The 15854-nt window shown below is 39.6% G+C and carries 11 protein-coding genes; 8 read left to right on the top strand and 3 right to left on the bottom strand.

Annotated features, from left to right (window positions below; genetic code table 11):
- Position 1 precedes the first annotated feature (1 nt).
- The 6 genes from AC00Y6_RS06465 to AC00Y6_RS06490 all read left to right on the top strand — a co-directional run bounded on the left by AC00Y6_RS06465 (position 2) and on the right by AC00Y6_RS06490 (position 11198).
- Positions 2 to 298, top strand: a complete 297-nt coding sequence (locus AC00Y6_RS06465; RefSeq protein ID WP_474489792.1) for a hypothetical protein — start codon at positions 2 to 4, stop codon at positions 296 to 298.
- An 8-nt stretch (positions 299 to 306) separates the two neighbouring features.
- Positions 307 to 720 (top strand): GlcG/HbpS family heme-binding protein, encoded by a 414-nt coding sequence (locus AC00Y6_RS06470; protein WP_474489793.1) that lies wholly within the window; start codon positions 307 to 309, stop codon positions 718 to 720.
- A 424-nt stretch (positions 721 to 1144) separates the two neighbouring features.
- Positions 1145 to 4972, top strand: coding sequence for a DNA-directed RNA polymerase subunit beta (gene rpoB / locus AC00Y6_RS06475; RefSeq protein WP_474489794.1), 3828 nt, complete (start codon positions 1145 to 1147; stop codon positions 4970 to 4972).
- A gap of 145 nt (positions 4973 to 5117) precedes the next feature.
- Positions 5118 to 9383, top strand: coding sequence for a DNA-directed RNA polymerase subunit beta' (rpoC, locus tag AC00Y6_RS06480; RefSeq protein ID WP_474489795.1), 4266 nt, complete (start codon positions 5118 to 5120; stop codon positions 9381 to 9383).
- An 87-nt stretch (positions 9384 to 9470) separates the two neighbouring features.
- Entirely contained in the window at positions 9471 to 9776 is a 306-nt protein-coding gene (locus AC00Y6_RS06485; protein WP_474489796.1) for a DUF3467 domain-containing protein, read from the top strand.
- A gap of 144 nt (positions 9777 to 9920) precedes the next feature.
- Positions 9921 to 11198 carry an alkaline phosphatase family protein gene (locus AC00Y6_RS06490; RefSeq protein WP_474489797.1) on the top strand — a complete coding sequence of 426 codons (1278 nt, stop codon included), beginning with the start codon at positions 9921 to 9923 and terminating at the stop codon, positions 11196 to 11198.
- A gap of 54 nt (positions 11199 to 11252) precedes the next feature.
- Here the strand turns inward: AC00Y6_RS06490 and AC00Y6_RS06495 are convergent, their stop codons facing one another.
- On the bottom strand, positions 11253 to 12317 hold the full coding sequence (locus AC00Y6_RS06495) for an NAD(P)-dependent alcohol dehydrogenase (protein ID WP_474489798.1): 1065 nt from the start codon (positions 12315 to 12317) through the stop codon (positions 11253 to 11255).
- Between the two features lie 51 nt (positions 12318 to 12368).
- Between AC00Y6_RS06495 and AC00Y6_RS06500 the strand changes: the two genes are divergently transcribed.
- The gene (locus AC00Y6_RS06500) at positions 12369 to 12821 is read left to right on the top strand and encodes a VanZ family protein (RefSeq protein WP_474489799.1); all 453 of its coding nucleotides are present in this window, start codon (positions 12369 to 12371) and stop codon (positions 12819 to 12821) included.
- Between the two features lie 42 nt (positions 12822 to 12863).
- On the opposite strand, the gene AC00Y6_RS06505 is transcribed toward AC00Y6_RS06500, so the two are convergent.
- Positions 12864 to 13208 carry a T9SS type A sorting domain-containing protein gene (locus tag AC00Y6_RS06505; RefSeq protein ID WP_474489800.1) on the bottom strand — a complete coding sequence of 115 codons (345 nt, stop codon included), beginning with the start codon at positions 13206 to 13208 and terminating at the stop codon, positions 12864 to 12866.
- A 112-nt stretch (positions 13209 to 13320) separates the two neighbouring features.
- Here AC00Y6_RS06505 and hemB point away from each other — a divergent pair, with 112 nt between their 5' ends.
- Positions 13321 to 14307: a porphobilinogen synthase gene (gene hemB, locus AC00Y6_RS06510; RefSeq protein ID WP_474489801.1), complete on the top strand. Its 987-nt coding sequence runs from the start codon at positions 13321 to 13323 to the stop codon at positions 14305 to 14307.
- A 166-nt stretch (positions 14308 to 14473) separates the two neighbouring features.
- Here the strand turns inward: hemB and AC00Y6_RS06515 are convergent, their stop codons facing one another.
- Positions 14474 to 15817, bottom strand: a complete 1344-nt coding sequence (locus AC00Y6_RS06515; protein ID WP_474489834.1) for a DNA recombination protein RmuC — start codon at positions 15815 to 15817, stop codon at positions 14474 to 14476.
- Positions 15818 to 15854: the final 37 nt, after the last annotated feature.

The following is a 15854-nucleotide window of genomic DNA, read 5'->3' on the forward strand; positions in this document are numbered from 1 at the left end:
GATGTTTGAAGCGCCTTCTAGATGGTTAAATTTTGAAAAAGAGGAAAGTGTTTTTGATTATAGTAAAATTGCATTTCCTCATGAGCAATATAAACCGGAACACGTTTACGAAAAAACAGAAAAGGTGCTGACAGGGGAAATTACAACTTACAGGAATGTTGTGCCGGATGAGATTGTGGAAGAAACCAAAAAGCAAATGGCCGAAGTCTGGGCAAGGCAACAAAATAACAAGGCAGAAAGAGATCCATTGGTTCAGAAAGCTTACGATATCGCGCCAGAAACACCCAACGGAAAATAAATGCAATTATGAAACAGATAAAAACATTGAGCCTTGCAGAGGCCGAAATTATTATCCAAGCTGCGCGTGAGAAAGCTACCATTTTACAATCGCCTAGCAATATTGCTGTGGTCGATGCCAATGGTTTTTTATTGGCTCATATAAGAATGGATGATGCGCAGTTGCCAAGTATAAAGCACTCTATTAACAAGGCTAAAACAAGCGCCTATTTCAAAAAAGAAACTATTGACCTAAAAGGCGACGCAGAGCCAAAAGGCGAATTGTACGGCCTTAACAATACATTGGATAACACTGTAATCGTGTTCGCGGGTGGCGTTCCCGTCATTTTTGATGGTGAAGTAGTTTGTGCGGTAGGTGTAAGCGGTGGAACTGCCGACCAGGATGAGGAGATTGCCAAATATGCAGCTATGGCAAAGATCTGAAATCAATTTTAATGATGAAAAGTTCTGTCACGAAATGGCGGGACTTTTTTAATTAGCTATAATAATTACTTGCGAATTTCGATAAAAAAGATTAAATTTGCAGTTCTTTTGGCGCTAATAATTATTAATACATCAGTAAAATATTGAATATCAACTCTTTCAGTTTTGGAAGGGATTTCGTGTTTTGTGGGTATTGATTCTCATTTTCGTCAAAATTAACCAAAAAGTATTTTGCATTACGCCGTGAAAAGATATACCGGCGTTGCAGTTAGAAATTAGAACCAGGAATAAAAGGATAAAGGATCAAGACTACTTCTGATAGCGCCAAACATCAAAGTCTTTTCCTATTTCCTATAGTTTCTACCTTCTTTTTCTGATATTTTTTAAATCAAAATATTTTTTAACCCATTTTTCTTATAATTTTATGAGTAAAACACAGGCCGCTCCTAAACTTCAGGGTAATGAAAGAATCAACTTTTCTTCTGCGAAAGGTAGAATCGATACACCTGACTTTTTGGACATCCAAATCCAGTCCTTCAAGGAGTTTTTCCAGCTGGACACGCTTCCTGAGCAGCGTTTGAATGAGTCACTTTACAAGACGTTCCAGGAAAATTTCCCAATTACAGATTCCAGAAACCAATTCGTATTGGAGTTTTTGGATTATCTGGTAGATTCTCCACGTTACTCTATTGATGAGTGTGTGGAAAGAGGTTTAACCTATTCGGTTCCTCTAAAAGCAAGACTTAAATTGTATTGTACAGACCCTGAACATGAAGATTTTCAGACTGTTGTACAAGATGTTTATTTAGGTCCTGTTCCTTACATGACGCCGTCTGGTTCTTTCATCATCAATGGTGCTGAAAGGGTTATCGTTACGCAGTTGCACCGTTCACCTGGTGTGTTCTTCGGACAGACTTACCATGCCAACGGGACAAAACTTTATTACTCAAGAATTATCCCTTTCAAAGGGTCTTGGATGGAGTTTACCACGGATATCAATAACGTGATGTATGCGTATATTGACCGTAAGAAAAAATTACCTTTAACAACATTGCTTAGAGCAATTGGTTATGAATCTGATAAAGAAATCCTTCAGATCTTTGACTTGGCGGAGGAAGTGAAAGTTTCCAAAGCTGCGCTTAAAAAAGTAGAAGGCAGAACATTAGCTGCAAGAGTCTTGAACACTTGGTTCGAGGATTTTGTGGACGAAGATACAGGTGAGGTGGTTTCTATCGAAAGAAACGAAATTATCCTAGACAGAGAAACAGTTCTAGAGAAAGAACATCTTGATATTATTCTGGAATCTGGCGTTAAATCGATCCTGATTCACAAAGAAAATTCTAACGAATTCTCTATCATCCAGAATACATTACAAAAAGACCCTACCAACTCAGAAAAAGAAGCGGTAGAATATATTTACCGTCAGTTAAGAAATGCTGACGCTCCGGATGAGGAAACTGCAAGAGGAATTATTGAAAAACTATTCTTCTCCGAGCAGAGATATTCATTGGGAGAAGTAGGACGTTACAGACTTAATAAAAAGTTAGGCCTTAATATCCCTACCACAACAGAGGTTCTTACAAAAGAAGATATCATCGCCATTGTAAAACACCTTATCGAATTGGTTAACTCCAAGGCGGAAGTGGATGATATTGACCACCTTTCCAACAGAAGGATCAAAACTGTAGGCGAGCAGTTGGCTGGCCAGTTTGGTGTAGGTCTTTCCAGGATTGCAAGAACAATCAAAGAAAGGATGAATGTACGTGATAACGAGATCTTTACACCGGTTGACTTGGTAAATGCCAAAACATTGACCTCTGTTATCAACTCGTTCTTCGGTACCAACCAGCTTTCCCAGTTTATGGACCAGACCAACCCATTGTCAGAGATTACGCACAAGCGTAGATTATCTGCACTAGGACCTGGTGGTTTATCAAGGGAGAGAGCAGGTTTCGAGGTGCGTGACGTTCACCATACACACTACGGACGTATCTGTCCTATTGAAACTCCGGAAGGACCAAACATTGGTTTGATATCTTCTTTGGGTATGTATGCAAAAATCAACAACCTTGGTTTCATCGAGACGCCATACAGAAAGGTAGAAGATGGTAAAGTAGCTCTTAAAGCTGCGCCAATTTACCTTAATGCAGAGGATGAAGAGGATAAAGTAATTGCTCAGGCCAACGTTGCTTTGAGTGATGATGGTAACTTCGAGACAGACAGGATTATTGCCCGTTTGGATGGTGACTATCCGGTAGTTGAGCCTCAGCAGGTAGATTTGATTGACGTAGCACCAAACCAGATTTCCGGTATTTCCGCTTCATTGATTCCTTTCTTGGAGCATGATGATGCGAACCGTGCATTGATGGGATCCAACATGATGCGTCAGGCCGTTCCATTGTTGAAGCCACAGGCTCCAATTGTAGGTACAGGTCTGGAAAAACAAGTTGCAAGAGACTCCAGAGTATTGATCAATGCAGAAGGCAACGGTGTTGTAGAATATGTAGATGCGGAGAAAATTGTTATCAAGTACGAAAGAAGCGAAGAAGATGATTTAGTTAACTTCGATTCTGCGACTAAAACTTATAAACTGACGAAGTTCAGAAAAACCAACCAAAGTACAACCATCACTTTGAGACCTAACGTAAGAGTAGGTGATAAGATCGAAAAGGGACAGGTTCTTTGCGACGGTTATGCAACCGAAAACGGAGAACTGGCATTGGGTAGAAACCTTGTGGTAGCCTTCATGCCTTGGAAAGGGTATAACTTTGAGGATGCGATCGTAATCAACGAAAAAGTGGTTCGTAATGACTGGTTTACTTCTATCCACGTAGATGAATATTCTTTGGAAGTTCGTGATACCAAATTGGGTATGGAAGAGCTGACAGCGGATATTCCTAACGTATCCGAAGAAGCTACCAAAGACCTTGATGAAAACGGTATGATCCGTATCGGGGCAGAGGTTAAGCCTGGCGATATTCTGATCGGGAAAATTACGCCAAAAGGTGAATCTGACCCAACGCCGGAAGAAAAACTCCTTAGAGCGATCTTTGGTGACAAAGCCGGTGATGTAAAAGATGCTTCGTTGAAAGCGGATTCTTCTCTTAGAGGGGTTGTTATCAACAAAAAATTGTTCTCCAGAAACATCAAGGACAAAAAGAAAAGAAGCGAAGAAAAAATCAAGTTGGAAGAAATCGAAAATACTTACAAAGCTAAGTTTGACGAGTTAAGAAACACTTTGATTGAGAAACTGAATACTTTGGTTTCCGGTAAAACTTCTCAGGGCGTTAAAAACGACCTTGAAGAGGAAGTTATCAGTAAAGGTACCAAGTTTACGCTGAGACTTCTTCAGTCTGTAGAGGATTACAACAACATCAGCGGTGCAGATTGGACAGTTGATGCCGATAAAAATGATTTGATTAAGCAATTAATCCACAATTATAAAATCAAGTACAACGATCTTTCCGGTGTTAAAAACCGTGAGAAGTTTGCTTTGTCCATCGGGGACGAATTGCCTGCTGGTATCATTAAACTGGCTAAAGTTTACATTGCTAAAAAACGTAAACTGAATGTTGGGGATAAAATGGCGGGTCGTCACGGTAACAAAGGTATCGTTTCCAGAATCGTACGTGAAGAAGATATGCCGTTCCTAGAAGACGGAACACCTGTGGATATCGTATTGAACCCACTTGGGGTACCTTCCCGTATGAACATTGGTCAGATTTACGAAACTGTTCTTGGATGGGCAGGTAAAAATTTGGGACTTAAATTCGCAACACCAATCTTTGATGGTGCAAGTCTTGAACAAATTACCGAGTATACCGAGCAGGCAAGTCTTCCAAAATTTGGTAATACATACCTTTATGACGGTGGTACCGGTGAGAGATTTACACAGCCGGCTACGGTGGGTGTAATCTATATGTTGAAACTGGGACACATGGTAGATGATAAGATGCACGCACGTTCTATCGGACCATACTCATTGATTACGCAACAGCCTCTTGGTGGTAAAGCACAATTTGGTGGTCAGCGTTTCGGAGAGATGGAGGTTTGGGCTCTAGAAGCATTTGGAGCATCCAATATCTTGAGAGAGATCCTGACTGTGAAGTCTGATGACGTGATTGGTAGAGCAAAAACTTATGAAGCAATCGCGAAAGGCGAAGCAATGCCAGAACCTGGTATTCCGGAATCTTTCAACGTATTACTTCACGAGTTACAAGGTCTTGGACTTGATGTAAGATTGGAAGAGTAATTTAATTTTTAAGGCTTCGACAGGCTCAGCCTGACATGGCCGGAAAAATTAAAAAAATAGTATTAGAGTTGTCATCCTGAGCTTGTCGAAGGACTTCTAATACAGTAAAAATTACTTTAAATAATAAAAATTTCATTTGAATAATATGTCAAATAAAAATAAAACAAGTCGATTTAACAAAATCACTATTGGTTTAGCTTCACCAGAATCTATTCTTCAGGAATCGAGAGGGGAAGTCCTTAAACCAGAAACGATCAATTATCGTACGCACAAACCAGAAAGAGACGGTTTGTTCTGCGAAAAGATCTTTGGTCCTGTAAAAGACTACGAATGTGCTTGTGGAAAATACAAAAGAATCCGTTACAAAGGGATTGTTTGTGATAGATGTGGGGTAGAAGTTACAGAGAAAAAAGTACGTAGAGAGAGAATTGGGCACATTGGCCTGGTTGTTCCTGTAGCGCACATCTGGTATTTCCGTTCTTTGCCAAACAAAATTGGTTATCTACTAGGTATTCCGTCCAAGAAATTGGATATGATTATCTATTACGAGAGATATGTTGTGATCCAGCAAGGTATTGCTAAGAAAGCAGATGGTTCTGATTTCGAAGATAAAGAATTCTTGACAGAAGAAGAATACCTGGATATCCTGGAAACACTTCCTGTAGAGAATCAATACCTTGATGACTCAGACCCGAACAAATTCATTGCAAAAATGGGTGCAGAAGCGGTTGAAGAATTGTTGAAAAGAATCGACCTTGATTCTCTTTCTTTCGATTTAAGACACAAGGCACACAACGAATCTTCTAAACAAAGAAGAACCGAAGCGCTTAAAAGATTGAACGTTGTAGAAGCATTGAGAGGTGCTAATACAAGAATGATCAATAAGCCGGAATGGATGATTATGAGGGTTCTTCCTATCATTCCGCCGGAATTGAGACCATTGGTTCCTTTGGATGGTGGACGTTTCGCAACTTCCGATTTAAATGACCTTTACAGAAGGGTAATTATCAGAAACAACCGTCTTAAGAGACTATTGGAGATCAAAGCTCCGGAAGTAATCTTGAGAAACGAGAAGCGTATGCTTCAGGAATCTGTAGATTCATTATTCGATAATACAAGAAAATCTTCTGCTGTAAAATCTGAATCAAACAGACCATTGAAATCCCTTTCAGATTCATTAAAAGGTAAGCAAGGTCGTTTCCGTCAGAACTTATTAGGAAAAAGGGTAGACTACTCTGCTCGTTCGGTTATTGTTGTAGGGCCTAGCTTACAATTGCACGAGTGTGGTCTTCCAAAAGATATGGCTGCAGAGCTTTACAAACCGTTTATCATCAGAAAACTGATTGAGAGAGGAATTGTAAAAACAGTGAAATCAGCTAAGAGAATCATCGATAGAAAAGAACCTGTAGTTTATGATATCCTGGAAAATGTGATGAAAGGGCACCCGGTTCTTTTGAACAGGGCACCTACACTTCACCGTTTGGGTATCCAGGCATTCCAGCCGAAAATGATCGAAGGTAAAGCAATCCAGCTTCACCCATTGGTAACAACGGCTTTCAACGCGGATTTCGATGGTGACCAGATGGCGGTTCACTTGCCACTAGGGCCAGAAGCAATCTTGGAAGCACAGTTATTGATGTTGGGTTCTCAGAACATCCTTAACCCTGCGAATGGTTCGCCAATTACGGTACCTTCTCAGGACATGGTTTTGGGTCTTTATTTCATGACCAAAGAAGCCCAATCTACAGAAGATCATAAAGTGAAAGGCGAAGGTCTTGCATTTTACTCTCCGGAAGAAGTAGAGATCGCTTATGCAGAAGGGCAGGTTTCCCTTAACGCAAAAGTTAGATGCCGCCTTCCTATTAAAGAAGATGGTGTTATTACAACCAAATTGTTCCCTACAACGGTTGGTAGAATCTTGTTTAATCAGATTGTACCAAAAGAATCAGGTTATATCGATGAATTATTGACTAAGAAATCTCTTAGAAATGTCATCGGTAGAATCCTTGCAGATACAGATTTCCCAACTACGGTTAAGTTCCTGGATGATATGAAGAATCTTGGATACTCCAACGCATTCAAGGGAGGTCTTTCATTCAGCTTGGGTGACATCGTGATTCCAGTAGAGAAAAAAGCCATGATTGCCACAGCAGTAGAATCTGTAGATGAGATCAAGGCTAACTATAACATGGGTCTTATTACCGATACAGAACGTTATAATCAGGTAATTGACGTTTGGACCAATACCAACGCCAGCCTTACCGAAATGATTATGAGCAGGATGAAGTCTGACCAGGGCGGATTCAACTCTGTATTTATGATGCTTGATTCTGGTGCGAGGGGTTCTAAGGAACAGATCCGTCAGTTATCAGGGATGAGAGGTTTGATGGCAAAACCACAAAAAGCAGGTTCTGTAGGTGCAGAGATTATCGAGAACCCAATTGTAGCGAACTTTAAAGAAGGTTTGTCTATCTTGGAGTACTTTATCTCTACCCACGGTGCCCGTAAAGGTCTTGCGGATACCGCTCTTAAAACTGCCGATGCCGGTTATTTGACCAGAAGATTGGTAGACGTTGCACAGGATGTAATCATTACAGAACAGGACTGTGGAACATTGAGAGGTACAGAGATTACCGCTCTTAAGAAAAATGATGATATCGTAGAAAGAATCTCAGACAGGATTCTTGGTAGAGTTTCTCTTCACGATATTTACCATCCGGAAACTGATGAATTGATTGCCAATGCCGATGAACTGATTGTAGAAGCGGTAGCAAGAAAAATAGAAGAAGCCGGAATTGAGGTTGTAGAAGTTCGTTCGCCATTAACTTGTGAAGCCAAAAAAGGGATTTGTGCAAAATGTTACGGTCGTAACCTTGCCACCGGAAAAGGCATCCACATGGGAGAAGCTGTAGGTGTAATCGCTGCACAATCTATTGGTGAGCCTGGTACTCAGTTAACATTGAGAACCTTCCACCAAGGGGGTACTGCAGGTAACATTTCAGAAAACCCAAGTATCGTTGCAAAACGTGATGGTATTGTTGAGATGGATGAGGTTAGAACTATTAAATCCGAAGGAGAAGACGGTAAAACTGCGGACATCGTGGTTTCCCGTTCTACAGAATTCCGTTTGGTAGCAGATAACGATGCCAGAACGCCTATCATGGTAGCCAACGTACCTTACGGTTCCGAATTATCTGTAAAACCAGGTGATAAGGTTAAAAAAGGTGACCTGATTGCCAAGTGGGATCCGTATAACGCGGTTATCATTGCAGAAACTTCTGGTAAGGTAGAGTACGAAGATATTATCCAAGGGGTTTCTTTCCAATTGGAAATCGATGAACAGACAGGTTTTGAAGAGAAAGTAATCTCCGAATCTAGAAATAAAAAAGCCGTTCCTACCCTAAAAGTAGTAGATACCAAAGGAGTAGAACAAAAAGGCTATAACTTGCCAGTAGGTGCCCACTTAATGGTAAACGACGGTGAAAAAATCAAGGCGGGTAAAGTCTTGATCAAGATCCCAAGAAAATCTGCAAAAGCAGGGGATATCACCGGTGGTCTTCCAAGGGTTACCGAATTGTTCGAAGCGAGAAATCCTTCTAACCCAGCGGTAGTTACGGAGATTGACGGTGTAGTTTCTTACGGAAAAATCAAGAGAGGTAACCGTGAGTTGATCGTAGAAGCTAAAACAGGGGAGATCAAGAAATATCTTGTGAAATTATCCAACCAGATTTTGGTACAGGAAAATGATTTCGTTTACGCTGGTGATCCACTTTCTGACGGATCTATCACACCGGATGATATTCTTAGGATCAAAGGCCCAACAGCTGTTCAGGAATATTTGGTTAACGAGATCCAGGAGGTTTACCGTTTACAAGGTGTAAAAATTGATGATAAGCACTTCGAGATTATTGTTCGTCAGATGATGACAAAAGTTTCGATTGTAGATGGTGGAGATACTCAATTCTTGGAAGGCGCTTTGGAACACAAATTTGACTTCCTCGAGGAGAACAACAGGGTTTTCGGACTTAAAGTTGTTACCGAACCGGGAGATTCAAAAGAGTTTAAAGCTGGGCAGATGATCACTGCAAGAGAGTTGAGAGACGAGAATTCTAAGCTTAAGAGAGAAGACCTGGCACTTGTTGAGGTAAGAGAAGCCTTGCCAGCGACGGCTACATCTGTACTACAGGGTATTACCAGAGCAGCATTACAGACTAAGTCATTTATGTCTGCGGCGTCTTTCCAGGAGACAACTAAGGTTCTTAACGAAGCAGCGGTTTCCGGAAAAATCGACTTCTTGAACGGTCTTAAAGAAAATGTAATTGTAGGGCACAGAATCCCTGCAGGTACAGGTCTTAAGGATTATCAGAATATCATTGTAGGTTCCAGAAAAGAATTCGAAGATATTAACTAATAAATTGATTTGAAATTTGAGGTTTGACATTATTTTTTATATTTTCACAATCTCAAATTTCAAATTTTAAACAAAATAATTTTAAAAATGGACAATAATCAAAATCAAGATCCAAACAACATTAATATAAACCTTAACGAGATGGTTGCTGCGGGTGTATATTGTAACCTAGCACTAGTTAACCATTCTCCATCAGAATTTGTAGTGGATTTTATCCAATTGATGCCTGGTGTACAACAAGCTAATGTAAGAAGCAGAGTTATCTTAGCTCCACTTCATGCAAAAAGAGTTTTGGCTGCACTTCAACAAAATGTTACTAATTATGAGCAACAATTTGGTGAAATCAAAGAAGTTGAACCTTTCGTTTTGGGCGGTAACAACGTACAAGCTTAAGATGATCTGAAAAGAATATCAAAGAAAACCTTCACTCTAAGTGGAGGTTTTTTTTTAATCGATCTATTATAGATTAATAATTATTTAATTACAATACTATTTTATACTCATTTTTCAGACCTAACTTTGCTAAAATGTTTTAGAATGAAAAGAATTTGCATTGCCATGATGATTATACTGTCATCATTTTCGTTGGCGCAATCAGTTATAGATACAGCTCAGATTGTAGTACCCAACAGATTCAATAGTCCTCAAGCCATCGGGAAGCCTTATGTTATTATGATTTCTGCAGATGGATTCCGGTATGATTATGCCTCTAAATATAATGCTGAAAACCTGCTGAAATATTCTCACGAAGGTGTGAGAGCAAAAGCAATGTTACCTAGTTACCCGAGTATCACTTTCCCCAACCACTGGACATTGATTACAGGGCTTTATCCGTCTCATCATGGTTTGATTGATAATTTTTTCTATGACTATCAAAAGCAAAAACCTTATGCCATGAGCAATCGCCAAAATGCGGAAGACGGCAGTTGGTATGGCGGAACACCTTTGTGGGGGTTGGCAGAAAAGCAACAGCTGTTGAGTGCTTCTTTGCAATGGGTAGGCTCGGCAAGTGATGCAGGTGGTGCAAGGCCTACCTACTATTATCCTTACCATGAAAAATTTTCACCCACGGAAAAAGTGGATAAGGTAATCAATTGGCTAAAGCTGCCAGAGGATAAGCGGCCTCACTTTATATCCCTATATTTTCCTGAAGCTGACGCAGCTGGTCACCATTTTGGACCTGATACAAACGAGACAGAAGAAGCTGTGCATTCTATAGACAATGCCATCGGGATTTTGGTGGAAAAAGTGAAACAGTTAGGACTGAAGAATGTCAATTTTGTATTTGTTTCTGATCATGGGATGATTAAAGTGGATGGCGGAAACGCATTGCCAATTCCAGATTTACTGCTGGATAAAAGCAGATTTGATTTTTATAATTCTCAAACCCTGCTTCGGGTCTATGTTAAAAACCAGGATGAGGTCAAAAAAGTTTACAAAGAACTGAAGCAGCAAAAAAATCAGGATTATGATGTTTTTTTGGACAGCAGGTTACCGCGATATTTGCATTATGCTACCCGAGATGACCATTATAAAAGGATTGGCCAAATCCTGCTGATCCCAAAAGCTCCCAAAATATTTTTGGAAAAGGGAAAGAAAACATCTGTTGGCAAACATGGCTATAACCCCAGAAAAGTTCCCGAGATGAAGGCAACATTCCTGGCATGGGGACCGGCATTCAGGGAGGATTTAGTAATCAATGAATTTGAGAATGTAAATGTTTACCCTTTAGTGGCTCATATTCTGAAGCTCAAAATTGATCAACCGATAGATGGCCGTTTCAAAATACTAAAACCAATCCTAAAAAATCAATAATAAAAAAAAGAGAATATGCTTGTATTCTCTTTTTTACTCAGTAAGACTAAAATTTTAGTTTTTCAAACTTTTCATATCAATTACAAACCTGTATTTGACATCACTTTTCAACATCCGTTCATAAGCCTCATTAATATACTGGATATTGATCACTTCTATCTCAGAAACAATGTTTTTCTCACCACAGAAATCCAACATCTCTTGGGTTTCTTTGATCCCGCCAATCAAAGACCCAGCAACCGACCGCCTTTTGTAGATTAATGGACGCGTGCTGATTGCCGTATTATCAAACTCACCGATAAAACCTACCAAAACCAAGGTTCCGTTAACAGTCAGCGTATTCATATAAGGATTGATGTCATGCTCATAAGGAACGGTATCTATAATAAGGTCAAATTTGTTGGCTACATCTTTCATTTCGCTGTCATTCGTAGAAATAATGACATGATCAGCTCCCAGTGCAATGGCATCTTTGGTTTTTCCGGGAGTACGGGAAAATAAAGATACTTCTGCTCCCAAACCTTTTGCCAGTTTGATGGCCATATGTCCCAGGCCGCCTAAGCCAACCACGGCTACTTTAGACTTATCTGTGATATTCCAGTGTTTCAGGGGAGACCAGGTTGTGATACCCGCGCATAGCAATGGGGCAGCAGCAGCCATATCCAGGTTTTCCGGCAGTTTCAGGACGAAATGCTCATCCACTATAACAGATTCGGAATAACCACCATAGGTTCTTTTTCCGTCTAGGTATTTATCTTTTCCGTTATAAGTGCCTGTAAAACCATTTTCGCAAAACTGCTCCAGATCCTGCTCACAACTGTGGCAGCTTCTGCAAGAGTCCACCATGCAGCCAACAGCAACCAAGTCGCCCACTTTGTACTTACTCACGCTACTTCCAATGTTTTTCACCTTTCCTACAATTTCGTGACCTGGTACAGCGGGGTAGAGAGTTCCTCCCCAATCATTTCTGGCAGTATGAAGGTCCGAGTGGCAAACACCACAATAATAGATATCGATTTCTATATCATTCGGTTGGATTTCTCTCCTCTCTATTGTTAATAATTCTAAATCTTTTTCTGCAGCCTGCGTTCCGTAAGCTTTTATAGTCCTTGTTTTCATTTTATTTAATAATTTTACGTGTTAAAAAATTACTTTGTTCCAATGGTTCTGATGATAAAAAAGTATTACCCTGTTTTTATTAATATTTATACTGTTTGGATGCTTTATATGTTATTTTTTGCAGATATGCGACAAATGGAATACAGAAATTTCGAACTGAGGACAATACCATTTGGGACCATTGATTATTATTTTAGTCAGCTTTTTCACTCTCATGACAACAATGTTGAATTTGAAAAAAATATCTTAGGCAATATTATATTATTTATTCCTTATGGTTTCTTAGGGCTATTGTATCCCTTGTTCAAAAGGTTTATAAATATTTTGGTTGGATTCCTTATTTTGATTAATATCATAGAATTCTCTCAGTATTACTTTGACCGTGGTACAGCTGATATAGACGATGTTATACTCAATACTACCGGGGTTATTATAGGCTTTATAATTTACAAGACAATGTTCAGGACAACGTATCGCAAGTCAAACATTCTTCAATACAAATAAAAATGCCGGTAAAACCGGCAATCTATAATTTTTAAATTTAAATTATTGTTTAATAATCTGTGTTATCTTTTGAGTATTGTCATCCAAAGTATAGCGCATCAGATATTTTCCGGGTCTTAGTTTATCCAGTCTAAGTTCTGCACTGTTATTATTAACCACATATTCTGCAACCTGACTGCCTAATATGGAGAAAAAAGTAACAGTTCTGATTTTTGCAGAGTTATCTTTGGATTTTAAAACCAAAACATCTCTTGTAGGATTGGGGTACGCTACCAAAACACCGTCATCGGTCTTTTGATCAATGCTGCGTGAGGTTTGAGCCTTCATCTCTCCCGAAAATCCAACTGATAAAACCGAAAATATAATAAAGAATAAAAATTTTTTCATTCGCTTTAAGTTGTTCTTATACAATTACAACAAATATATTTTAAATAAATTGATTGCACAATAGACTATCCGTAAAAGTATAAGTAAATTTGCATAAACAATTTTAATTAAGATGATTTCAAGAAACAGAAGACTAAGAACCAACGATTCCATCAGAAGTCTAGTTCGTGAAACAAACCTTACAACAAACGACTTGGTACTACCTATGTTTGTTATGGAAGGTGATAACAAAAAAGAAGCCATTTCCTCTATGCCGGGCGTTTTTCGTCAAAGTTTAGATTTAACAGTGCAAACTGTCAAAGAAAATTACAGCTTGGGAATTAAGGCCATTAATCTTTACATGAAGGTTTCAGACAACCTGAAAGACAATACAGGCAAAGAATCCTGGAATCCTAATGGACTAATGCAGAATACCATCAAAGCTATTAAAGATGCTGTCCCAGGAGTTATAATCATGCCAGACGTAGCGCTGGATCCTTACTCCATCTATGGTCATGATGGTATTATCAAAAATGGCAAAATAGATAACGATTCTACCGTAGAAGCCCTTGTAAAAATGGGGGTTTCCCTTGCCGAAGCAGGTGCAGACATTTTGGCACCCAGCGACATGATGGACGGCCGTGTTTTTGCCATGCGCGAAGGTCTTGAAGAAAGTGGTTTTACGGATGTTGGGATTTTATCATACGCCGCCAAATATGCCAGTGCTTTTTACGGCCCGTTCCGTAATGCTTTGGACAGTGCACCTGTAGATGCAGAGGAGATTCCGGCAGATAAAAAAACCTATCAGATGGATTTCCACAACTCCCGCGAAGCCATCGATGAAGCCCTGAAAGATGTGGATGAAGGTGCAGACATTATCATGATAAAACCGGGCTTGCCTTATCTGGACATTGTTTCCAAAATCCGTGAATTGATTACTCAGCCTATTGCCGTTTATCAAGTCAGCGGCGAGTATGCCATGCTGAAAGCCGCCGTACAAAATGGCTGGCTGGACAACGACAAAGTTTTGATAGAAAGTTTAACCAGTATTAAACGCGCCGGAGCGGATATGATTTTCACTTACGCAGCGCCAGAAGTGGCAAAATTGCTAAATCGATAGGTTTTTAAGGAGCTATTTCCCGCTGTCCACTGTATCTTTTATTTTGCCGCTCGGTTGGCTCCGCTTCGCTCCGCCACCTCGCGCCAAAACAAAAGGATGCCGTTACCATCGGGGCTAGGATTTTGTCAGTTAAACTGCTTTAATCAATAAAATTTACTTTTAAAATCTACAAATCTTTCTCATCCAAACCCTGAGGAAGATTTTTTTTGTTTTTAATCCCCAGGTTTTTCAGTTTTTGAGTCTGGGTCATCAGGTTATCATTGCCCGAGCTCAGTTGTTTAAATGCGTCATTGTAAGCATTTTTGGCTTGGTCAATATTCTTGCCGATGCGCTCCAGGTTTTCTACAAAACCCACAAATTTATCATAGAGTTTAGCACCTCTATCCGCAATTTCCATCGCATTTCTATTTTGATGTTCTCGTTTCCATAGGTCCTGAACCAATTTTAGAGAAGTTATAAGGTTGGTTGGGCTTAACAACAAAATTCTTTTGTCATAGGCAAAATTCCAGAGATTGGGATCCGCTTGCAAAGCCGCAATATAAGCAGCTTCGCTGGGAATGAACATCATGACAAAATCTAGGGATTTGTCAAAATCGTCGTACGCTTTTTGGCTCAGCTGGCTGATGTGGTTTTTTACAGATTGCAGATGCTGGTTTTGTTTTGCAGTGAAAATTTCAGGATCAGATTCGTCTGTCATTTCTACAAAAGAGGTTAGGGAAACTTTGCTGTCGATAATTACGTTGCGATTATCGGGATATTTGATGACGGCATCGGGTCTCATTTTCTTACCGGAAAATTCGGAGAAGATAGCTTTGTTATGTTCATCCCGAAGCTCGTGCTCCAAAAAATATTCATGGTTTTTCCGCAATCCCGATTTTTCTAGGATACTTTCCAGGATCATTTCTCCCCAGTTTCCCTGGGTTTTGCTTTCACCCTTCAGTGCCCTGGTCAATTGTTTGGCATCTTCGGAGATCTGCCGGTTGAGGTCTTTCAGTTCCCGAACTTTTTCACCAAGGGAGAACCGTTCTTTCGACTCTTTGTCATAGGTTTCGTTCACGGTGTTTTTCAGTTCATTGATTTTCTCCTGAAAAGGCTCGAGAATTGTTTTGAGTTGATTTTGATTAAGTTGGGTAAATTTTAGGCTCTTCTCTTCCAGGATTTGGCTGGCCATTTTCTCAAACTGTAAGCGCGTGGTTTCCTGAAGTTTTTCAAATTCCTGTTTTTGATTTTCAAGGTTGTCCTGCAGGTTTTTGTAATGGGCATTCACTTCCGCGTTGGTAAAAAGCAGTTCTTCTTTACTTTTTTGGATAGAAGAGATTTCTTTAGCAAACTGAATATTGATAAGTTTAAGGTCTTCAATCTTTTGTTGGGAGTGGTTCTCGTTTTCTTGGGAACGGATTAAATTTTCATTAAGTATTTCAATGTTTTTTTTTCTGACATACAGGGATTTCATAGTCAGAAAGACCATAATGCCCCCAATGATAATGCCCAAGATTAAGTATAGCGCAATCATTATTTAGTTTTAATTTAATTAAAAACCCTCTCAA

This window comes from Epilithonimonas sp. (assembly GCF_056329745.1).

Excerpts from the sequence above, each read along its gene's own strand:
- AC00Y6_RS06505 (WP_474489800.1), bottom strand. The coding sequence starts at position 13,208 with ATGAAAAAATTTTTATTCTTTATTATATTTTCGGTTTTATCAGTTGGA.
- AC00Y6_RS06495 (WP_474489798.1), bottom strand. The coding sequence starts at position 12,317 with ATGAAAACAAGGACTATAAAAGCTTACGGAACGCAGGCTGCAGAAAAA.
- hemB (WP_474489801.1), top strand. The coding sequence starts at position 13,321 with ATGATTTCAAGAAACAGAAGACTAAGAACCAACGATTCCATCAGAAGT.
- AC00Y6_RS06470 (WP_474489793.1), top strand. The coding sequence starts at position 307 with ATGAAACAGATAAAAACATTGAGCCTTGCAGAGGCCGAAATTATTATC.
- AC00Y6_RS06500 (WP_474489799.1), top strand. The coding sequence starts at position 12,369 with ATGATAAAAAAGTATTACCCTGTTTTTATTAATATTTATACTGTTTGG.
- rpoB (WP_474489794.1), top strand. The coding sequence starts at position 1,145 with ATGAGTAAAACACAGGCCGCTCCTAAACTTCAGGGTAATGAAAGAATC.
- AC00Y6_RS06465 (WP_474489792.1), top strand. The coding sequence starts at position 2 with ATGTTTGAAGCGCCTTCTAGATGGTTAAATTTTGAAAAAGAGGAAAGT.
- rpoC (WP_474489795.1), top strand. The coding sequence starts at position 5,118 with ATGTCAAATAAAAATAAAACAAGTCGATTTAACAAAATCACTATTGGT.
- AC00Y6_RS06485 (WP_474489796.1), top strand. The coding sequence starts at position 9,471 with ATGGACAATAATCAAAATCAAGATCCAAACAACATTAATATAAACCTT.
- AC00Y6_RS06490 (WP_474489797.1), top strand. The coding sequence starts at position 9,921 with ATGAAAAGAATTTGCATTGCCATGATGATTATACTGTCATCATTTTCG.